Source organism: Pseudomonas asiatica, assembly GCF_009932335.1.
Lineage (GTDB): Bacteria > Pseudomonadota > Gammaproteobacteria > Pseudomonadales > Pseudomonadaceae > Aquipseudomonas > Aquipseudomonas asiatica.
Genome location: NZ_BLJF01000003.1, coordinates 871990 through 891500, shown reverse-complemented (window position 1 = coordinate 891500; position 19511 = coordinate 871990). Strand labels below are relative to the sequence as shown.

Genomic DNA, 19511 nt, shown 5'->3' with positions numbered 1-19511 from the left:
GTATCTCCTTGGCTCCGCGCCCGATGCACGGGGGTCGAGCTGAGTGTAGCCAAGAATTCTCAACGCCCTGCCCGTGCCTGGCGACGGTATTGCTCGGGCGTGCACTGGGCCTGGCGCTGGAACATGGCGATGAACGCCGAGGCGCTGCTGTAGCCGAGGTCGAAGGCGATGGCCTGGATCGGCTGGCCGGCTTCAAGCGCCTCGATGGCGCGCAAAAAGCGCAGGCGCAGCCGCCATTCACCAAAACTGATGCCCAGCTCGCGCAGGAACTGCCGGGCCAAAGTACGTTCGATGACATGAATCTGGGCGGCCCATTCGCCCAGCGGGCGGTTGTCGCCCGGCTCGGCACCAAGGGCATCGAGCACCTGGCGCAAGCCCTCGCTGTGGGCAAACGGCAGGTAGCAGGCCTGGGTGGGCGCCAGCATCAGTTGGTCGAGCAGCACCTGCGCCAGGCGCTGGTCGCGCTCGCCCTCGGCCACCCGCAGGTCGCGCCGGGCGAAGTCGGCGAGGATGGCCTTGAGGATGTCGCTGATCATCAGGCTGCACGGTTGCTGCGGCAGTGCGGCGCACAGGCTGCGGTCCAGGTAGACCGAACGGTAGACGATAGCCTGCGGGTTGTAGCAACCATGTTCGGTGTCGGGCGGTACCCACACGGCGTATTGCGGCGGCGACAGGAAGTTCTGGCCAGCTACCTCCAGGTGCATCACGCCGTGGGCGGTGTAGTTGAGCTGGCCCCAGGCGTGGCGATGCAGGGCGCTGCGGGTGTCGGCACCGAACTCGTCGTGGCGGAAGTACACCGGGGCCGGGAGCCGGGTGAACTGGGGAATATCGAGGTATTTGCGCGGCATGCTGTCTGCTTTGCGGGGTGGGTTGTCTGGATAGGAGTATAGGCTTGTGGACAGACAGTTGATAATGGCTGCCATCGGGGCCTGCTGCGCAGGCCATCGCGACACAAGGCCGCTCCTACAGGGACCCGCGTTGCCTTCCGGGCCTGTGCGATACCTGTATGTCGCGATGGGCTGCAAAGCAGCCCCAATCAGTCCAAAACGAGTAACCTGCTACATGAACTACCTGTTCCCCCTGACCGCCATCCTGATATGGGCCGGCAACACCGTGGTCACCAAGATGTCCGCCGGCGCCATCTACCCCGCCGAGATCGGCTTCTACCGCTGGCTGCTGGCCGCGCTGTTGTTCACCCCGTTCCTGCTGCCCGCCGTGTGGCGCAATCGCGCGGCCATTCGCCCGCACCTGGGCAAGGTTTTCGTGCTGGGCGTGCTGGGCATGGCGCTGTACCAGAGCCTGGCCTACTTTGCCGCCGGCATCACCAGCGCCACCAACATGGGCATCATCCTTTCGCTGATGCCACTGATGTCACTGGCATTGTCCATCGCCTGGCTGGGCCAGCGCCTGAGCTACGGTGCCCTGCTGGGCGCGCTGGTGTCATTTTTCGGCGTGCTTGAAGTGGTCAGCGCCGGCCACCCCGCCAGCCTGCTGCAACAAGGCCTGAACAGCGGCGACCTGCTGATGCTCGTGGCTACACTGGCCTATGCGCTATACAGCTTCCTGCTGAAGAAATGGCAGCTGCGCCTGCCGCCGATGCAGCTGCTGTACCTGCAGGTGCTGGTAGCCATCGTCGTGTTGCTGCCGCTGTTCCTGCTGTCGGACAAGACTGGCCTGAACAGCCGCAACGTCGGCCTGGTGCTGTACGCCTGCGTGCTGGCCTCGATGATCGCGCCCCTGGTGTGGATGCAAGCCGTGCACCGCCTGGGGCCCAGCCGCACCACGCTGTTCTTCAACCTGCTGCCGCTGGTCACGGCACTGATCGCCGCCGTGGTGCTCGACGAGCAGCTGGCCCGCTATCACCTGGTCGGCGGCCTGCTGACCCTGGCGGGCGTGGTGCTGGCCGAGCGCTGGACCACACCGATCCGTCGCTAGAGCCCTGCCGCCTTGAGCCGGGCGGCATGTTCGGTGAACAGCCGCACCGGTTCGGCACCCTTGCCCACCGCACCAAGCGACTGGTTGACGATATCCAGGTGGTCGAGCGGGTAATCGTCGCCGATCACCTGCCCCAGGTGCGAACTGAAGCGCCCGACCATTCCGTCGCAATAGCCCTTTTCCTTGACAAAGCTGCGCGCGAACAGGCGGCAGAAGTGGCTGCTGCCGTCGAAACGGTTGCGCCGCTGGTCGGTCAGGCCGGGCTGCAAGGTGCCGGACCAGGAGTAATAACGCACGCCATCGACCTCATAGGCCCCCTCCCCGCCCCAGGTGTCTGGCAACCCCTGTGGATAAGCCTGGTTGAACAGCGCCACCCCGGCGCTGGTCAACGACTGGTGCGAGGCGTGTACATCCACCGGCAGCGGGTCGCGGCGCCAGCCGGTTTCCAGCCACACCAGCAGCACGGCCAAGCCATGCAGCACAGCCTTCAGGATGCGCCCCTGCGGGGAATCGCCCGGTGCCGTACGCTCCAGGTAGTCGGCCAGTTCCGAGCCATGGTTGGGCCCCGCCACCGAAGTGACCGAAGCCACCCGCCCGGGCCGCCTGGCAGCCGCGTAGCGCGCGCTCAGGGCACCCTGGCTGTGGCCGATGAGGTTGACCTTTTCCGCTCCGGTGCGCAGGCAGATGTCTTCGATGATGGCCAGCAACTGCTCGCCGCGCACCTCGCTGGAATGCAGTGGCGAAACCTGCACCGGGAACACCTGCGCCCCGCCCTGGCGCAGGGCCGGCACGATGCCGAACCAGTAGGGGTAGAGCACTACCCGGACAAAACCGAGCATGCCCGGCACCAGCACCAACGGGTATCGCGTGGCCAATTCCTGCTGCATTGCCCCAGCCCCTTTCCGTGGACGACCGGCCAACACTACAGCGGCCTTGATGACCATCGCAATCGAACTCCCGGCGCGCGCTGCGGTTCCAAACCACACATACCCTTTGCAAGGAGCGGGACCATGTACAAGCAGACCCTGGCAATCCTTCTGGCAAGCGCCACCCTCGCTGCCTGCGGCAGCCGCCCGGAAAACCCGGTGGACTACGTCACCTACCGCGACGAGCCGCTGGTCAAGCAGGTGGAAAAAGGCATGACCATGCAGAAAGTCATCGCCATCGGCGGCAGTCCGTCCAACGTCATCGACCTCCCCCATGGCGGCACCTGCAACGACTACATCCTCAACCACGATGGCCACCAGCAGCCCTACTACGTGCGCTTCGACGCCACCGGCCATGTCGACGCCAAGGGCTTCAAGACTTGCAAACAACGCGAAGAAGACAGCGACGCCGTCCACGGCGCCTAAGCCTTCCAGGCCATATCCATGACCACCCTGATGTTCCAGGAGATGAACATGAATGCGAATGAACTGACCGATGTACAAACCCTGCGCGAACGTGCCCGTCAGCATGTCGAGCAAGGCGCGGTGACCGAGGGTTACGATGCTGATCGCCAACAGATCCTGCGCCTGCTCAATGATTCACTGGCCACCGAACTGGTCTGCGTGCTGCGCTACAAGCGTCACTACTTCATGGCCAGCGGCATCAAGGCCAGCGTGGCTGCCGATGAATTCCTCGAGCATGCCAATCAGGAAGCCGAGCACGCCGACAAGCTTGCCGAACGGATCGTGCAGTTAGGTGGAGAGCCGGATTTCAACCCGGACAACCTGAGCAAGCGGTCTCATGCCCAATATGTGGCGGGCACTTCATTGAAGGAGATGGTGCTGGAAGACCTGGTGGCGGAGCGGATCGCCATCGATAGCTATCGCGAGATCATTCGGTACATTGGGGATAAAGATCCGACCACGCGGCGGATTTTTGAAGACATCCTCGCGCAGGAAGAAGAGCACGCGGACGATATGTCCGACCTGTTGCAAGGCTTGTAATTGCTGGGGGCGCTTTGCGCCCCATCGCGACACAAGGCCGCTCCTACAGAGGGATCACGTCTCGGCAGATTTGCGCGATTCCCTGTAGGAGCGGCCTTGTGTCGCGATGGGCCGCGAAGCGGCCCCCTGCTATTTCCGCTCTTTCACCACCGCCGGCGCCTTGCCCGCCTTCATCTGCTGCAACAGCGGCGTGCACTGGTTGGGATCATCCCCGCTGCTAGGCGCAATCAGCGCCAGCAACCCCGCCGCCGGCCCGGCAACCACGCCCAACGCCACCATTCCCGCTCCGCGCAATGCCAGCGGCACCGCCTGCACCCCGGCACTGGGCTTGGCGAACGGCCCGCGCACATACAGCGGCGAACGCAGCGAGAACAGCCGCAACCCTTTCGATTCGGGGGTAATTTTCAGGTCCAGCTGCTCCGTGGCGAAATTGGCCGTGCCGTTGATGTAGATGATCGCGTTCTCGGTATCGAAGATGAACAGGCGCGTGGTCGCCAGGCCATCCTTGATACCCACGTCAGCCGCCGCGCAGTTGATCTTCACATCCTCATCGCCAAACAGCTTGCCGACCACATAGTTGCCCACGTTCAACCCGGCAATCTCCATCAGGCTGCGGCTGATGGCACCATCGTTGATCAGCATGCGCAGGTCGCCATTGGCCGTGCCCAGCAAGGCGGCCACCGAGTTGCCCCGGCCAGTGATATCGGCATCGCCATTCAACTCACCGAAGCTGGTCTGCATCGGCGCAAAGGAGGGGAACAACTGCTTGAGCTTGAAGCCACGCGCCGTCAGCCGGGCACGCCCCTGCAACGGTACGTTGCGCCCATCCAGGCGGATTCTGGAAGCCAGGTTGCCGCCAGCCACGCCAAAACGCAGGGGCTCCAGGCGCAGCAGGCCGTCCTCCAGGATCACGTGGGCCGACAGGTCGTTGAACGGCAGTTGCGCGCTGTGCACGATGCGCTTGCCGGCGAAGGTGACGTCGGCGTCCATCGTGCGCCAGCGCTCGGTGCGGAACTCTTCCACCGGCAGCACCTTGCCCGCCGGCTGTTTGCTGGCACCCCCACGGGCCTTCTGCTCGGCGTTGGAGTCGGCGCCGATCAGCGGCGCCAGGTCCTTGAACAGCAACTGGTTGGACACCAGGTTGCCGGACAGCTTGGGCCGTGGCTGGCTGGCAACGAAGGCCAGGTCGCCGTGGATATCGCTGTCACCGATCTTGCCGTTGAAGCCCTGGTAGTTGAAGGTCGCCCCTTGCGCCGCGTGCAGGTTGGCGCTGAGGTGGCCGTCGGTGGAGTAGGCCGGGGTGTCGGGCAAGGTTACGCCGGTCAGCGGGTAGAGGTTGCCCAGGCTGGCCCCGGACAGGCGCAGGCGCAGGTCGAGGGCGCCGAGGTTGCGCGGGTCGGTCAGGGTGCCGGCAAGCACCACATGGGTGTCGGCGATGCGCACGTCAGCCTGCAGCGGGAACGGCTGGCTGGCGTCCTGCAGGGCCAGCAGGCCGCCGATCTTGCCGGTACCGGAGACCGGCTGGCCTTTGTAACGGCCCTGGGCCTTGAGCCCGAAGGCGTAGTCCTGCGCGGCACCGGCCTTCTCGGCGCTGGCCTTGCCGACGATGTCGCTGAACGGGACAGGCTTGCCCAGCGGGTCGATCTGCACCTTCATGCTGGTTTTCAGGGTTTGGTCATCGAAGCTGACATTGCCCTGGTCGAAGCCGATGGCGCCAATGTCCAGCTGCCATTTGGAAGGCTCTGCGTTTTCATCCTTGGGGCCGAAGTCGAAGGCCCAGTTGGCGCGGCCATCGGCCAGGCGGGTGAGGCTGGCTGTGGGCTTGGTCAGGTCGATGCGCGGGATGCTGATCTGCTGGAACAGCAGCGGCAGCGGCGCCAGGCGGAACGCCACGCGCTCCAGGCCGACCATCTTCGGTTCCTTGAGCCACTCGGGGTTGCCCAGGGTCAGGTCTTCGGCAATGAAGTGCGGCCAGGGCACCCAGGCACGCCAGCCCCCCTCTTCTGGTTCGGTGCGCCAGTCCACGGCAAGGTTGCCATTGATCGCGAAGGGCCGCTGCAGGGCCTCGGAGACTTTCTCGTTGAGCAGGGGCTTGACGCGGTTCCAGTCGAAGGTGGCAATCACCACCACCAGGATCGCCAGCAGGGTCAGCAGGCTGGTGAAGGTCCAGACGAGGATTCTGGCGCGACGCGTCATTGCGTGATTCTCCTTGCGGTATGGCACAGAACAGGTGCAGCGGTGGCACTCAATATCTCGGACTGATGAAAACCCGTGGGGTTTTATCGATGGCGCCATGATAGCGAAGTTTTTCCTGGCCTTTTGCTCAGCAAATCGTCGCGCCAGACCGTGCGTGTTACCTGCAAAAAGCACCATCAAATTGCCATCTAACGGCCTGTAAAGTGCTTTCTAGAGCAGTTTCAAATCTCTATCAATACGGTCGATTGTTACCATTACCCGTATGAACTTCTCTCTGGCGTTACGCGGCGTAGCATTGGCTCCGTACCCACTTTCCAGCCCCCGAGAGGAGCACCGAAATCATGAAACGCCATCTGCTGACCCTGACCCTGTCCATCCTGGCTGCCAACGCTTTTGCCCTGCCAGCCGACGAGCAACACCTGACCGCCGAATCACGCTCCAGCGCTGCTGAAATCGCCCAGCCGCTGAAGACCGTTGCTGAAGGTGGTGCTGATCGCCTGATCGAACGTAGTGCCCGCGTTGCCGAAGGTGGCTCCGATCGCCTGATCGAACGTAGTGGCCGCGTTGCCGAGGGTGGCTCCGATCGCCTGATTGAACGTACTGGCCGCGTTGCCGAGGGTGGCTCCGATCGCCTGATCGAACGTACTGGCCGCGTTGCCGAAGGTGGCTCCGATCGCCTGATCGAACGTACTGGCCGCGTTGCAGAGGGTGGCTCCGATCGCCTGATCGAACGTACTGGCCGCGTTGCCGAGGGTGGCTCCGATCGCCTGATCGAACGTACTGGCCGCGTTGCCGAGGGTGGTTCCGATCGCCTGATCGAACGTACTGGCCGCGTTGCCGAGGGTGGTTCCGATCGCCTGATCGAACGTACTGGCCGTGTTGCCGAGGGTGGTTCCGATCGCCTGGTTGAAATCAGCCGTGTGAGCTGATCGCCATGACCGAAAAGAACAATCTATGTCACAACGCCAGCTCCCCTCCAGGCCCGGTCCATTGACCGGGCTTTGTTTTTTTCACTAGAGTGCCCTGCCTTACCGCCATAGAAACCCGCACCATGCTGCCGCGCGCCGAACAGAAGCTACAGACCCGCCAGGCCCTACTCGATGCTGCCTGCCAGCTCATGGAGAGTGGCCGTGGTTTCGGCAGTATCAGCCTGCGCGAAGTGGCAAAGACGGCCGGCATCGTACCCACCGGCTTCTACCGGCATTTTTCCGACATGGACGCCCTGGGCCTGGCCCTGGTTGCCGAGGTCGACACTACCTTCCGCCAGACCATCCGCCTGGTGCGCCAGAACGAATTCGAACTGGGCGGCATCACCGACGCCTCGGTGCGCATCTTTCTCGATGTGGTCGCCGCCCACCGTGCGCAGTTCCTGTTCCTCGCCCGTGAGCAGTACGGCGGTTCACAGGCCGTACGCCAGGCCATTGCCCGCTTGCGCCAGGACATCAGCGACGACCTGGCCACCGACCTGGCGCGGATGAAGCGCTGGCAGCACCTGGACAGCGCCGCGCTGGCGGTGATGGCCGACCTGGTGGTGAAAACCGTGTTCGCCACCCTGCCAGAGCTTATCGACAGCCCCGAAGCGGGTTATCCACAGGCGTTGACGCCCCAGGAAAAGATCACCCAGCAGTTGCGCTTCATCTTCGTAGGGGCGCGGCATTGGCAGGGGCTTGGCAACCCGGGCTGATCGGTAGCCTGTGCCCGCGAAGAGGCTGGCACAGGCTACCCACAACCCAGTTCTGCTACCATGGCGCCCTGCCCGACAGCGACGAGCGCCGAAATGTCCGACCCCCGCCCCACCCTGCCCGAACTGGCCCGCTTCAACCAGCACTTCGCCGAACGCATCGTGCCGTTGTGGCAAGGCCCGGGCTGGAACGCCGACATGGCCCTGCCTTACGAGGCACTGGATGCCCAGCACCAGCCATTGCCGGTGCAGCGCTACCGGGCCATGGCCTGCGCAAGGCAGCTTTACCTGTTCAGCAGCCGCATCGGGCAACCGGGTGCAGCCGAGCGTGCGGCCGCCTTGTTCCGCTCGCTGCAGAAGCACTTCCACGACGCCGAACACGGCGGCTGGTTCTATAGCATCGACGCCCAGGGCAAACCGCTGGACCGACGCAAGGACCTCTACACCCACGCGTTCATCGTCTTCGCCTGTGCGCACTACTGGGGCAAGGTGCGTGAAAACCTGGTGGAGTCCACGCTGAACGCCGCGCTGGACATCATCGACCAGCAGTTCGCCCGCGACGACGGCCTGTACGAAGCCAGCCTCGCTGAAGACTGGGCAGACCTTGGCAGCGGCCCGCTGCAAAACCCGCAGATGCACCTGGCCGAAGCCTTCCTGCAGGTGCTGGCGGTGCGTGACGACAAGCATGCCCAGCAGTCGTTGCTGCACCTGTGCGACGCGCTGCAGGAACACTTCATCGACCCCGCCCACGGCCTGATGCTGGAAAAGCCACGCGGCACTGTGGATAACTGGTTCGAGCCGGGGCACCAGTTCGAGTGGTTCTACCTCCTGCATACCTCGCCACTGCTGCGAGATACGCCGCTGCATGCGTCCATCGACCGGGCTTTCGGCTACGCCGAGCAATACGGGGTGAAGGATGCCGCTGTGCTGGCGATGCTGGATGTGGATGGCCGGGTGCTCGACGCCACCCAGCGGATCTGGGCACAGGCGGAATACCTGCGGGCGCTGGTGTTGCGGACAGGGGGCGAGAGCAAGCTTGCCGGGCAGTTGCAGGCTCTGGAAACGCGGTTCCTGCGTGAGGCGGGCTGGTATGAGTGCCGGGATGGGCAAGGCAGTGTCAGCCGGCATGATATGCCTTCGACTACTCCCTACCACTTGGCGACTTGCCTGGAAGGGTTGCAGCGCCTGGGCTGACGCTTTCGCAGCACAAGGCTGCTCCTACAGGGAAAGCGGCGCACCTGAAACCAGTGCCAATCCTGTAGGAGCAGCCTTGTGCTGCGAATGGGCCGCAAAGCGGCCCCGCCTTTTGATCAGGCCTTGGCCGACCGGTCGATCGAGAACCCTGCCCAGTCCTGGCTCACCGGCATCAGCTCGAGGCTGTTGATATTGATATGCGCCGGCTGGTTGAGGATCCAGAAGATGGTCTCGGCAATGTCCTGCGGCTGGATCGGCTCGGCACCGGCGTAGGTGGCGTCGTATTTGGCCTGGTCACCGCCAAAGCGCACCAGCGAGAACTCGCTCTCGCACAGGCCCGGCTCGATATTGCTCACGCGCACGCCCGTACCCCGCAGGTCGCAGCGCAGGCTCAACGAGAACTGGCCGACGAAGGCCTTGGTGCCGCCATACACGTTGCTGCCTGGGTACGGGTAGTTGCCCGCCACTGAACCTACGTTGAGGATCGACGCCCCACGGCCATGGGCGATCAGCCGTGGCAGCAACAAGCGGGTGGTGTACATCAGGCCCTTGATGTTGGTGTCGACCATGGTTTCCCAGTCGTCCAGGCTGCAGTTCTGCGCCGCGTCCACACCCAGCGCCAGGCCTGCGTTGTTGACCAGGCCGCGCAACTTGTCGAAGCCAGCCGGCAAGTTGGCGATGGCCTGCTCCATGGCTTTGCGGTCACGCACGTCGAGTACCAGGCCGTGTACTTCGGTCTTGGCCGACAATTCGGCGCACAGGGCGTCCAGGCGCTCCTTGCGGCGGCCAGTGAGCACCAGCTTCCAACCAGCTTCGGCAAAACGGCGGGCAGTGGCCTCACCAAAACCGGAAGTCGCGCCAGTGATGAATACGGTGGACGTCATGCTCTGTTCCTCACGGTGGATTGTCATCGGCAGTCTTGCAGCATGCCCGCGCCGCGTGCTTGCAGCAACCCGCCCGGGATACTGTTCATTTTTTGATCATATGTGGCAAACCCTTACAGCAGACGGCTCGGCACCAGCTATGCGCACGTTATCCACAAGGCTTTCCCCACGGATTGGGGGCAACTTGTCCACGGTACGGAACCCTTTCAGCGACTTATGGTCGGTGGATATCTTTTCGGTGATGGCGCAAGGCTTTCAAGCATGCCGTCTGCAGCGGTCTGTCCAAGGCTTTTTCACAGGGTTATCCACAGGCTTTTCGCAACGCCTGGAATGAATGCAGGGCTTTGAAAAACCTTGGAAAATAATCCACAAGGTGCAATTGATCAAAAAACGATCATGACTCTGCAGGGCTTGGTATCAAAGGGTTTGAGCGAGATGCCACCATGTTTTCCACAGGCGGTTCCACATTAACCGTGGAAAAGATCGGGCCTGTGGAAACAAGGGCTTGCGAAGGGATGCTGGAGTGTATGGAGGCAGGCCCGCTACAAGTTGTCCACATTTGGAATCGGGCTGCTTTGCAGCCCATCGCGACACAAGGCCGCTCCTACAAGGGGCCGCGATACCACATGAAATCGCAGATTGCCTGTAGGAGCGGCCTTGTGTCGCGATGGGCCGCAAAGCGGCCCCCGAATGCAACTCAATGCCCGCCGAGATAGGCGTTGCGCACTTCTTCGTTGACCAACAGCTCCTGACCCGTCCCGCTCATGCGAATCTGCCCGTTGACCATCACATAAGCCCGGTCCGACAGTTTCAGCGCATGGTTGGCGTTCTGCTCCACCAGGAAGATGGTCATCCCAGTCTTGGCCAATTCACGTAAGGTCGAGAAGATCTGTTTGACCACGATCGGCGCCAGCCCCAGCGATGGCTCATCCAGCAGCAACAACTTCGGCCGACTCATCAGCGCGCGGGCAATTGCCAGCATCTGCTGCTCGCCACCAGACATGGTCATGGCCCTCTGGTTACGCCGCTCTTTCAAGCGCGGGAACAGCTCGTACATGCGCTGCATGTCTTCGTCGGCATGCTTGTCACCGATGGGGATGGTACCCATCATCAGGTTCTCCTCGACCGTCATGTCGGGGAACACCCGGCGCCCTTCCGGCGACTGGGCGATGCCGTTGGAGGCAATGTAATGCGACGACTTGCGAGTGATGTCGGTGCCGCGGTACACGATATGCCCCGACGCCGCCCGCGGCTGGCCGAAGATCGACATCAGCAGGGTCGACTTGCCAGCGCCGTTGGCGCCGATCAGGCTGACCGTCTCACCTTCATTGATGTGCATCGAGACTTTCTTCAGCGCCTGGATAGGGCCGTAGAACACGTCCAGGTCCTTCAATTCCAGAATGGGTGCACTCATACCAGTTCCTCTTCATCTGCACCCAGGTAGGCGGCGATCACCGTCGGGTTGTGGCGGATATCCTGCGGCGCGCCTTCGGCAATCACGTTGCCGTGGTCGAGCACCACGATATGATCGGAAATGCTCATGACCATGCCCATGTCGTGTTCGATCAGCACCACGGTAATGTCGTGCTCGTCGCGCAGCACGCGGATCATGCGGCTGAGGGCCTCGGTTTCCTGTGGGTTCAGGCCAGCCGCCGGTTCGTCCAGGCAGATGATCTTCGGCCGCGTGCACATGGCCCGGGCGATTTCCAGGCGGCGCTGCTGGCCGTACGACAACTCGCCAGCCAGGCGGTTGGCGCAATCGACCAGGTCGACCACTTCCAGCCAGTAGAACGCGTGGTCCAGCGCGTCGCTCTCGGCCTTGCGGTAGGCCTTGGTGTTGAGTACCCCGGCCAGCAGGTTGCGGTTGACCCACATGTGCTGCGCCACCAGCAGGTTCTCCACCACCGACATTTCCTTGAACAGGCGAATGTTCTGGAAGGTGCGTGCCAGGCCGGCGCGGTTGACCAAGTGGGTACCGCCGAACATCTTGTAGTACATGCGGTTGGCGAAGCGCGCCGGGGAGACGAAGTCTGCCGCCTGGAAGCGCTCGCCGAGCAGCTGGATGACGTTGGTGTGGCTACCGCGCACGTTCAGCTCGATGCGCCCGCCACTGGCCTTGTAAAACCCGGTCAGGCAGTTGAACACGGTGGTCTTGCCCGCACCGTTGGGGCCGATCAGGGCGAAGATCTGGTTGCGCCGGACCTTCAGGCTGACATCGCTGAGCGCCTTGATGCCGCCAAACTGCATCATCAGGTTGTCGACCGAGAGAATGATATCGTCGCTCATGGCGCCACTCCTTTACGCGGGGTCACACCGGTACGGCTGATGCGGATCAGCCCACGCGGTCGCCAGATCATCATCAGCACCATCAACACACCGAACAGCAGCACGCGGTATTCGGAGAAGCTGCGCAGCAGCTCGGGTGCCACGGTCAGCACGAAGGCGGCGATCACCACGCCTACGGTCGAGCCCATACCACCGAGCACGACGATGGCCAGGATCAGCGCCGACTCGAAGAAGGTGAACGACGAAGGGTTGACGAAGCCCTGGTAGGTGGCAAAGAACACCCCGGCCAAACCTGCGGTGGAAGCCCCCAGGGTAAACGCCGAGAGCTTGACCAGTACGTGGTTCAGGCCCATCGAGCGGCAGGCGATCTCGTCTTCGCGTAGCGCTTCCCAGGCACGGCCGACCGGCATGCGGGTCAGGCGATGCTTGATGTAGAGCACTGCAAGCACGACGATAAACAGCACCGCGTAGATGAACACGAACTTGAGGTTGGCGTTGTAATCGAAGCCGAAGAACTCGTGGATCGGTACCCCACCGTCCTTGGCCCTACGGCCGAACTCCAGGCCGAAGAAGGTCGGTGCCGGTGCCGGCATGCCGTTGGGGCCGCCGGTGAACGACAACCAGTTGTTCAGCACCAGGCGGATGATCTCGCCGAAGCCCAGAGTCACGATCGCCAGGTAGTCGCCGTGCATCCGCAACACCGGGAAACCGAGTATGCACCCCGCCAGCGCCGCAGCTATGGCCGCCAGTGGCAGCACGCTCCAGAAGCCCAGGCCAAGGTACTGATAACCCAGCGCCAGGCCATATGCGCCGATGGCATAAAACGCCACATAGCCCAGGTCGAGCAGGCCGGCCAGGCCGACCACGATGTTCAGCCCCAGGCCCAGCAGCACGTAGATCAGGCCGAGGATGACGACGGTCAGCAGGTACTTGTTGGCGAAGATCGGGAAGACAATGGCGATCACCACCAGCGCCGGGATGATATAGCGCAGCCGCGATACGTAGTTCGGCGCGCGCACATGCACTCCCGAGCCACCGCTTTCGAAGCCCTGGAGCATGCGCGAGCCGGCGGCCGTCTGCAGGTACAGGCTGAGCAGGAAGCGCCCCAGCATCACCCCGCCAACCAGCCAGGCCACACGCCGCGGCTCGGCGTTGAAGGTGTAGCCGTCGAGCACCACGCCAACGACAGGACCGAACACGATGAGTGCCAGCAGGCCGGCGACGATGGTCTCCAGCAGGCTGCGTTTGATATCGAAACTTTTGGTTTCAGGAACAGAGGCAGTTTTGGCAATGGACATGTTCACACCTTAGCCACGAGCGGGCGACCCAGCAGGCCTTGTGGGCGGAAGATAAGGATCATCACTAGCAGCGAGAAGCTGAACACGTCCTTGTAGTCGGAGTTGATCAGGCCGGAGAACAGCGACTCGGAAATGCCCAGGATGATCCCGCCGAGCATGGCGCCTGGCAGCGAGCCGATACCGCCGAGCACCGCGGCGGTAAACGCCTTGATGCCGATGATGAAGCCGGCGTAGAAGTCGAAGGTGCCGTAGTTCATGGTGATCAGCACGCCGGCCAGGGCAGCCATAACCGCACCGATGACGAACACGTAGGAAATCACCCGGTCGGTGTTGATGCCCAGGATCGAGGCCATCTTGCGGTCTTGCTGGGTGGCACGGCACATGCGGCCGAGCTTGGTGTACTTGATCACATAGGTGAGCAGGCCCATGCCAACGAAGGCTGCCACCAGGATGAAGATCTTGGTGTAGGTAAGTTGCACGAAGCCGGTGCCCACTTCGACACGCCAGGCGCCTTCCAGCAGGGTTGGCACGCCTTGCTGGCGGGCGCCCTGGCTGATCTGCGCGTAGTTCTGCAGGATCAGCGAGATGCCGATGGCACTGATCAGAGGTGCCAGGCGGGTGGAGTTGCGCAGGGGTTTGTAGGCGATGCGTTCGATGGTGAAGCCGTACACGCCGGTGACGACGATGGTGAACAACAGGGTGCCCAGCATCAACAGGGGGAACGACTCGATACCGAAATAAGCCAGCAATGCCAGGCTGATCGCCGCGAGGTACGCGGAAATCATGTACACCTCGCCGTGCGCGAAGTTGATCATGCCGATGATGCCATAGACCATTGTGTAGCCGATGGCGATCAGGCCATAGACCGACCCGAGGGTCAGGCCGTTGACCAGTTGCTGCAGGAAAATACCATCCATAACGCAATCTCACCTGATTGAGATTGCACGAGCGCCGACCACGGCGGGCCTGGAACAGGCGGCCCTCGCAGCGCAGTACTGTGCAGATCTACGGATAAAGACAGGTACCGCGGGGCTTTGGCCCGGGGGCTGACGCGCCCGGGCCGTGGGCCGTTGTTATTTTTGTTTTTCCAGCTGGTGGTACTTGCCTTGGGCATCCCACTGGTAGACCACGTAGTCGGACACGGTCAGGTCACCCTTCGAGTCCCACTTTTTCTCGCCCATGACGGTCTGCACCGGGTTGGCCTTGAGCCACTTGGCAGCGTCCTCGCCCTTGTTCGACTTGGCGCCGTTGAACGCGGCAGCCAGGGCCTGCAGCGAGGCATAGGCGTACAGGGTGTAGCCTTCAGGTTCGGTACCGGCCTTGCGGAACTCCTCCACTACCGCCTTGCTGTCCGGGAGCAGGCGCGGGTCGGCGCCGAAGGTCATGTACACGCCATCGACGTATTGCGCGCCGCCAGCGGTGGACACCAGTTCGTCGGTGACGATGCCGTCATCGGACATGAACTTGACGTCCTTCAGGCCCTGCTCGCGCAACTGGCGTACCAGCGGGCCGGCTTCCGGGTGCAGGCCGCCGAAGTAGACAACGTCGGCACCGGTGGAACGGATCTTGGTGACCACGGCACTGAAGTCCTTCTCGCCGCGGGTCAGGCCTTCGTACAGCACCGGCTTGACGCCGCGTTTTTCCAGCTGTGCCTTGGTCGCGTCGGCCAGGCCTTGGCCGTAGGTGTCCTTGTCGTGCAGCACCGCGACTTTCTTGCCCTTGAGCACGTCGACGATGTAATCGCCGGCGACGATGCCCTGTTGGTCGTCACGGCCGCACATGCGGAACATGGCGCCCAGACCGCGCTCGGTAACCTGTGGGTTGGTGGAGCCCGGGGTGATGGCGATGACGCCAGCCTCGTCATACACCTCGGAGGCCGGGATGGTGTTGGAAGAACAGAAGTGGCCTACCACGCCGATCACCTTGTCCTGGTCGACCAGGCGGTTGGCCACGGCCACGGCCTGTTTCGGCTCGCAGGCGTCATCGCCCTTGACCAGCACGATTTTCTCGCCATTCACGCCACCGGCGGCGTTGATCTTGTCGGCCGCTGCCTGCGCACCTTTCATGTACTGCTCGCCAAACGCTGCGTTAGCCCCGGTCATCGGGCCCGCTACACCGATCTTGACGTCGGCCTGAACATACGAAGAAACACCCAGTGCCGTAGCTACGGCCAGAGCCAGGAAACCTTTCTTGTAAAACGTCTGCGACATGAGGTGGTGCTCCTAGAGTTTTTTTGGTTGGCACTACAACTTCTCAGCCCTGTGCTCAGAGCAAGGGCCGTGCCATAGGTTTTGTCTTCCGGCAAAACACACTGCGCAGGTTGCCTGCAGGCGACCGACGGCCTTTTCTTTATTGAGCGTGCAACCGTCTGCCACGCGGCAGGCGCCACCAGACGTACAGACAAGGAGCAACCGTCGAGTGCCATCATTGCAACCCTGGCAAGTGTTTACGTGCAACCACCCTGTAACAGCGGACGTCACCGAACTGCACACAGCTGGTGCGCGACTGCTACAGGCGGCACCGTTTCAAGGCTAGCTGGTGCACGAAAAAACACCTCTGTTTTGGCAGTTCCGGCCCTATCGCCGGCAAGCCAGCTCCTACAGGAACACTGCAAATTCCGGCCCTGTGGGTTACTTGTGGGCGCTGGCTTGCCGTCAATAAGGCCGTAACAGGCACAACAAGGCCAAAAAGGCTGGCACAATGTCCGCCATTCGCCGCTTCCGGAGCCCCATTGATGAGCGAGAGCGCATTCGCCGAGCGCATCGTGCACAACCTGCTCGACACCGACTTCTACAAACTCACCATGATGCAGGGCGTGCTGCACAACTACCCGGATGCCGACGTCGAATGGGAATTCCGCTGTCGCAACGGCGAGGACCTGCGCCCATACCTCGGCGAGATCCGCAACCAGCTAGAACTGCTCAGCGACCTCACCCTGGATGATGGCCAGCTGGCCTTTCTCGAACGCATCAGCTTTCTCAAGCCAGATTTCCTGCGCTTTCTGCGCCTGTTCCGCTTCAACCTGCGCTACGTACGCCTGGGGATAGAAAACGACCAGCTGTTCCTGCGCCTGAAAGGTCCATGGCTGCATGTGATCCTGTTCGAAGTGCCGCTGCTGGCGATCATCAGCGAAGTGCGCAACCGCCACCTGCACCCGCGCATGCGCCTGGCCGAGGCCCGCGACCAGCTATACCGCAAGTTCGACTGGCTGCGCGCGCATGCCAACGAAGATGAACTGGCCGAACTGCAGGTGGCCGACTTCGGCACCCGCCGGCGCTTTTCCAGCCGCGTGCAGGAAGAAGTGGTGCGCGTGCTGCGCGACGATTTCCCGGGCCGCTTCGTCGGTACCAGCAACGTCGACCTGGCATGGAAACTGGATATCAAGCCGCTGGGTACCATGGCTCATGAATGGATCATGGCCCACCAGCAACTCGGCCCGCGACTGATCGACAGCCAGATCGCCGCGCTGGACTGCTGGGTGCGCGAGTACCGCGGCCTGCTCGGTATCGCCCTGACCGACTGCATCACCATGGATGCCTTCCTTGGCGATTTCGACCTGTACTTCGCCAAGCTGTTCGACGGCCTGCGCCACGACTCGGGCGAACCGGTGGCCTGGGCGGAAAAAGCCATTGCCCATTACCAGAAACTGGGTATCGACCCGATGACCAAGACCCTGGTGTTTTCCGACGGCCTCAACCTGACCCGCTCGCTGGAAATCTTCCGAGCCCTGCGCGGTCGCATCAACGTCAGCTTTGGCATCGGCACCAACCTGACTTGTGACATCCCGGGTGTGGCCCCGATGAGCATCGTGCTTAAAATGACCGACTGCAACGGCGCACCGGTAGCCAAGATCTCGGACGAAGCCGCCAAGACCCAATGCCGCGACGAGAACTTCGTCGCCTACATGCGCCATGTATTCAAAGTCCCCAGCAAGGAGTAACCCATGCAAGCGGTTCAGCAAGAGATTGCCCAGGCGCTGAAGGTACAGCCGCCGTTCGCCGACGCCGCCGCGCTCGAGGCCGAAGTCGCCCGGCGCGTGGCGTTCATCAAGGATTGCCTGGCCAACGCCCGGCTCAAGACCCTGGTGCTGGGCATCAGCGGCGGCGTCGACTCACTGACCGCCGCCCTGCTCGCTCAGCGCGCCATCAACGAGCTGCGCGCCGAAACCGGTGACAAGGCCTACACCTTCATCGCCGTACGCCTGCCGTACCAGGTCCAGCATGACGAGCATGACGCCCAGGCGTGCCTGGAAGTGATCAAGGCCGACGAAGTGCACACCGTGGATATCGCCCCGGCAGTACGGGCGCTTGCGGCTGAAGTGGTGGAGTTGAAGAACGGCTCGCCGACGCTGGTGGACTTCGTGGTCGGCAACGTCAAGGCACGCACCCGCATGGTCGCCCAGTACACCATCGCCGGTGCCCGCGCAGGCCTGGTGATCGGCACCGACCACGCCGCCGAGGCAGTGATTTCTACCCCCCTACACTGAACTGCACAATCCGATAGCCCTTAGCTTCACCCCCTCCAGAATCTGAGCCATGAGCCATACTTCCCACCGACCTTCCTGAGTCGATGTGCAGGGCCTCAGAATATGAAAGTGATTGCGGTGCGAGACAGAGATCTTGACCTAAGCAATTCCATCCTTGCCAATGGCAAATACCGAGAACAGTTCCTAGCTCAGCCAGAAGGCAGTGAACCATCCGTGAAGGTAACTGGGTGCGGGCTGATTGATGACGATGAACAGCTCCTCCCTCTGGTGTCCTCCTATCTGTGCCGGAACTACCGGAACGTCTCAAAGGCAGACAAAACCGTTCTGTCCTATGCCAGGCGTATTTCGTACCTACTTCAAGACCAGAAGACCAAACCCGAGTACGAGAACTCCCGCCGAGACGATCTCCTGCTGAGTATCGGGTTAGGTAGCCTAGAGGTGTACTTGGGTCGCCTGGATGGTGCGGGCCTTGCTCCCAAAACGGTGCAAGGCCGAGATGCCGCCTACAACCATTTCTTCAGCCACCATCTGTGCATCAGCCTGAATGGTAAGCCTCCGCTCCGGACTGACAATCCTTATGAGCACGGGCCGATTCGAACAGGTAAGGCGAATATCAAAGCAATCGTTCAGCCATGCAGCATGCTTGAGCTTGAACAGATGATCCTGCATACAAAATCAGAACGTGAGAGGTGCATGCTGCAGCTGATTTACGACTCGGGCATTCGAGAGTCTGAGGTTCCCCGCATAACGCTTCAGCACATTCGCGATGCGCTTGAGTACCAGAAGCTCCAGTACGTTTCCGCTGAGTGCAACATACCGGTGAATGCGGACTACAGCCCCTTGCATGTCCAAGGCAGCAAGGGCAAAAAAAATCAAATAGTCCCAAGGATAACGCTCGTCAGCAGGACGACACTGGAACGCATCGAGAACTACCAGAAGACGCCGCTGTACCACCGCTATAGCCAGCGCATCAGAGACCCGAAAGAGACGCCTGCTTTCTTCAACTCACATGGGAAGCCTTACACCACTAAGAGCGTTGAAAAGCTGTTTGAGCGCCTCTCCAAGCGGGCGCGAAAGTCACGCAAGATCACGCGAAAGATCTCAGCACACAAGTTCCGACATGGTTCTGCGTACCTTCTGCTCACAAGCCCTGATCTTGGAGAGGATTATTTCCAGCGCCTGGGAATGCTTTCGATAGGGCATGGCCACTCGTATACCACCACGACTGAGGGGTATGCGCAGATCCCTCATGACATCTACCAAAAGCTCTGCACGCCAGATTCCCTCATCAAAACCAAGTGCGGAGAGATGCACGTTCTACGCGAGAGGACGACCATTCGCATCAAGACCGGAGATAAAAAATGATCCGCCTCGTAAACCCCTCCGGCCCTGCCTCAGATAAAAAAAATTTCGCGAATTGCTTTTGACACATTCCGCCATCTCAGCCACGAAAAATGCCTGATAGGACAAGCGCTTAGCGTTAAGGGTATGCCAGCAGCATACTCTTAACTCATTGATTCATAAGGTTTTTATACATTTCTACGGCTTGACCAACGCACCGTCATGGTATTCATTCTGGTTACCACTCGGGAGGAATCACCACGTCCTTCTGCGTTCACC

17 protein-coding genes and 1 pseudogene are annotated in these 19511 nt (G+C 61.9%); 9 read left to right on the top strand and 9 right to left on the bottom strand.

Features of this window, described 5'->3' with window-relative positions:
- Nucleotides 1-59: 59 nt before the first annotated feature.
- The gene (locus GYA95_RS26615; protein WP_015271977.1) at nucleotides 60-848 is read right to left on the bottom strand and encodes an AraC family transcriptional regulator; all 789 of its coding nucleotides are present in this window, start codon (nucleotides 846-848) and stop codon (nucleotides 60-62) included.
- Between the two features lie 214 nt (nucleotides 849-1062).
- Here GYA95_RS26615 and GYA95_RS26610 point away from each other — a divergent pair, with 214 nt between their 5' ends.
- A complete protein-coding gene (locus GYA95_RS26610) occupies nucleotides 1063-1935 on the top strand; it encodes a DMT family transporter (protein WP_015271978.1) in 873 nt (290 codons plus the stop codon).
- Here the strand turns inward: GYA95_RS26610 and GYA95_RS26605 are convergent.
- Nucleotides 1932-2822: an esterase/lipase family protein gene (locus GYA95_RS26605; RefSeq protein ID WP_015271979.1), complete on the bottom strand. Its 891-nt coding sequence runs from the start codon at nucleotides 2820-2822 to the stop codon at nucleotides 1932-1934. The two genes, GYA95_RS26610 and GYA95_RS26605, sit on opposite strands and share 4 nt — an antisense overlap.
- A gap of 123 nt (nucleotides 2823-2945) precedes the next feature.
- Here GYA95_RS26605 and osmE point away from each other — a divergent pair, with 123 nt between their 5' ends.
- Complete coding sequence (osmE, locus tag GYA95_RS26600) at nucleotides 2946-3287, top strand: osmotically-inducible lipoprotein OsmE (RefSeq protein ID WP_015271980.1); 342 nt, start codon at nucleotides 2946-2948, stop codon at nucleotides 3285-3287.
- 48 nt (nucleotides 3288-3335) lie between these two features.
- Nucleotides 3336-3866 (top strand): ferritin-like domain-containing protein, encoded by a 531-nt coding sequence (locus GYA95_RS26595; RefSeq protein WP_015271981.1) that lies wholly within the window; start codon nucleotides 3336-3338, stop codon nucleotides 3864-3866.
- A gap of 129 nt (nucleotides 3867-3995) precedes the next feature.
- On the opposite strand, the gene GYA95_RS26590 is transcribed toward GYA95_RS26595, so the two are convergent.
- Nucleotides 3996-6062 carry an AsmA family protein gene (locus tag GYA95_RS26590; protein ID WP_015271982.1) on the bottom strand — a complete coding sequence of 689 codons (2067 nt, stop codon included), beginning with the start codon at nucleotides 6060-6062 and terminating at the stop codon, nucleotides 3996-3998.
- A gap of 341 nt (nucleotides 6063-6403) precedes the next feature.
- On the opposite strand from GYA95_RS26590, the gene GYA95_RS26585 reads away from it, so the two are divergent.
- The 3 genes from GYA95_RS26585 (at nucleotide 6404) to GYA95_RS26575 (ending at nucleotide 8937) form a co-directional block, all read left to right on the top strand.
- Nucleotides 6404-6991 carry a phage infection protein gene (locus GYA95_RS26585; protein ID WP_102059422.1) on the top strand — a complete coding sequence of 196 codons (588 nt, stop codon included), beginning with the start codon at nucleotides 6404-6406 and terminating at the stop codon, nucleotides 6989-6991.
- 122 nt (nucleotides 6992-7113) lie between these two features.
- Nucleotides 7114-7746 carry an HTH-type transcriptional repressor FabR gene (gene fabR / locus GYA95_RS26580; RefSeq protein ID WP_015271984.1) on the top strand — a complete coding sequence of 211 codons (633 nt, stop codon included), beginning with the start codon at nucleotides 7114-7116 and terminating at the stop codon, nucleotides 7744-7746.
- Nucleotides 7747-7839: 93 nt separating this feature from the next.
- Nucleotides 7840-8937, top strand: coding sequence for an AGE family epimerase/isomerase (locus tag GYA95_RS26575; protein WP_015271985.1), 1098 nt, complete (start codon nucleotides 7840-7842; stop codon nucleotides 8935-8937).
- Nucleotides 8938-9053: 116 nt separating this feature from the next.
- Here GYA95_RS26575 and GYA95_RS26570 read toward each other — a convergent pair whose 3' ends face one another.
- The 6 genes from GYA95_RS26570 to GYA95_RS26545 form a co-directional block, all read right to left on the bottom strand.
- A complete protein-coding gene (locus GYA95_RS26570) occupies nucleotides 9054-9821 on the bottom strand; it encodes an SDR family oxidoreductase (protein WP_003259040.1) in 768 nt (255 codons plus the stop codon).
- A 697-nt stretch (nucleotides 9822-10518) separates the two neighbouring features.
- Complete coding sequence (locus GYA95_RS26565) at nucleotides 10519-11235, bottom strand: ABC transporter ATP-binding protein (RefSeq protein WP_015271986.1); 717 nt, start codon at nucleotides 11233-11235, stop codon at nucleotides 10519-10521.
- Nucleotides 11232-12107 (bottom strand): ATP-binding cassette domain-containing protein, encoded by an 876-nt coding sequence (locus GYA95_RS26560; protein WP_010955466.1) that lies wholly within the window; start codon nucleotides 12105-12107, stop codon nucleotides 11232-11234. The genes GYA95_RS26565 and GYA95_RS26560 overlap by 4 nt, the downstream gene beginning before the upstream one ends.
- Entirely contained in the window at nucleotides 12104-13405 is a 1302-nt protein-coding gene (gene livM, locus GYA95_RS26555; RefSeq protein ID WP_015271987.1) for a high-affinity branched-chain amino acid ABC transporter permease LivM, read from the bottom strand. Before livM ends, GYA95_RS26560 begins: the two co-directional genes overlap by 4 nt.
- A gap of 2 nt (nucleotides 13406-13407) precedes the next feature.
- Nucleotides 13408-14322, bottom strand: a complete 915-nt coding sequence (locus GYA95_RS26550; RefSeq protein WP_013974411.1) for an ABC transporter permease subunit — start codon at nucleotides 14320-14322, stop codon at nucleotides 13408-13410.
- A 156-nt stretch (nucleotides 14323-14478) separates the two neighbouring features.
- On the bottom strand, nucleotides 14479-15615 hold the full coding sequence (locus GYA95_RS26545) for a branched-chain amino acid ABC transporter substrate-binding protein (protein ID WP_015271988.1): 1137 nt from the start codon (nucleotides 15613-15615) through the stop codon (nucleotides 14479-14481).
- A gap of 524 nt (nucleotides 15616-16139) precedes the next feature.
- On the opposite strand from GYA95_RS26545, the gene pncB reads away from it, so the two are divergent.
- The 3 genes and pseudogenes from pncB to GYA95_RS26530 all read left to right on the top strand — a co-directional run bounded on the left by pncB (nucleotide 16140) and on the right by GYA95_RS26530 (nucleotide 19256).
- A complete protein-coding gene (pncB, locus tag GYA95_RS26540) occupies nucleotides 16140-17345 on the top strand; it encodes a nicotinate phosphoribosyltransferase (RefSeq protein WP_015271989.1) in 1206 nt (401 codons plus the stop codon).
- A gap of 3 nt (nucleotides 17346-17348) precedes the next feature.
- A pseudogene (gene nadE / locus GYA95_RS26535) lies at nucleotides 17349-17873 on the top strand (NAD(+) synthase); the annotation flags it as partial.
- 120 nt (nucleotides 17874-17993) lie between these two features.
- Complete coding sequence (locus tag GYA95_RS26530) at nucleotides 17994-19256, top strand: tyrosine-type recombinase/integrase (RefSeq protein ID WP_161551525.1); 1263 nt, start codon at nucleotides 17994-17996, stop codon at nucleotides 19254-19256.
- Nucleotides 19257-19511 lie beyond the last annotated feature (255 nt).

Excerpts from the sequence above, each read along its gene's own strand:
- GYA95_RS26570 (WP_003259040.1), bottom strand. The coding sequence starts at position 9,821 with ATGACGTCCACCGTATTCATCACTGGCGCGACTTCCGGTTTTGGTGAG.
- GYA95_RS26610 (WP_015271978.1), top strand. The coding sequence starts at position 1,063 with ATGAACTACCTGTTCCCCCTGACCGCCATCCTGATATGGGCCGGCAAC.
- GYA95_RS26530 (WP_161551525.1), top strand. The coding sequence starts at position 17,994 with ATGAAAGTGATTGCGGTGCGAGACAGAGATCTTGACCTAAGCAATTCC.
- GYA95_RS26560 (WP_010955466.1), bottom strand. The coding sequence starts at position 12,107 with ATGAGCGACGATATCATTCTCTCGGTCGACAACCTGATGATGCAGTTT.
- pncB (WP_015271989.1), top strand. The coding sequence starts at position 16,140 with ATGAGCGAGAGCGCATTCGCCGAGCGCATCGTGCACAACCTGCTCGAC.
- GYA95_RS26565 (WP_015271986.1), bottom strand. The coding sequence starts at position 11,235 with ATGAGTGCACCCATTCTGGAATTGAAGGACCTGGACGTGTTCTACGGC.
- GYA95_RS26575 (WP_015271985.1), top strand. The coding sequence starts at position 7,840 with ATGTCCGACCCCCGCCCCACCCTGCCCGAACTGGCCCGCTTCAACCAG.
- GYA95_RS26585 (WP_102059422.1), top strand. The coding sequence starts at position 6,404 with ATGAAACGCCATCTGCTGACCCTGACCCTGTCCATCCTGGCTGCCAAC.
- GYA95_RS26595 (WP_015271981.1), top strand. The coding sequence starts at position 3,336 with ATGAATGCGAATGAACTGACCGATGTACAAACCCTGCGCGAACGTGCC.
- GYA95_RS26545 (WP_015271988.1), bottom strand. The coding sequence starts at position 15,615 with ATGTCGCAGACGTTTTACAAGAAAGGTTTCCTGGCTCTGGCCGTAGCT.
- GYA95_RS26590 (WP_015271982.1), bottom strand. The coding sequence starts at position 6,062 with ATGACGCGTCGCGCCAGAATCCTCGTCTGGACCTTCACCAGCCTGCTG.
- GYA95_RS26615 (WP_015271977.1), bottom strand. The coding sequence starts at position 848 with ATGCCGCGCAAATACCTCGATATTCCCCAGTTCACCCGGCTCCCGGCC.
- livM (WP_015271987.1), bottom strand. The coding sequence starts at position 13,405 with ATGTCCATTGCCAAAACTGCCTCTGTTCCTGAAACCAAAAGTTTCGAT.
- GYA95_RS26550 (WP_013974411.1), bottom strand. The coding sequence starts at position 14,322 with ATGGATGGTATTTTCCTGCAGCAACTGGTCAACGGCCTGACCCTCGGG.
- fabR (WP_015271984.1), top strand. The coding sequence starts at position 7,114 with ATGCTGCCGCGCGCCGAACAGAAGCTACAGACCCGCCAGGCCCTACTC.
- GYA95_RS26605 (WP_015271979.1), bottom strand. The coding sequence starts at position 2,822 with ATGCAGCAGGAATTGGCCACGCGATACCCGTTGGTGCTGGTGCCGGGC.
- osmE (WP_015271980.1), top strand. The coding sequence starts at position 2,946 with ATGTACAAGCAGACCCTGGCAATCCTTCTGGCAAGCGCCACCCTCGCT.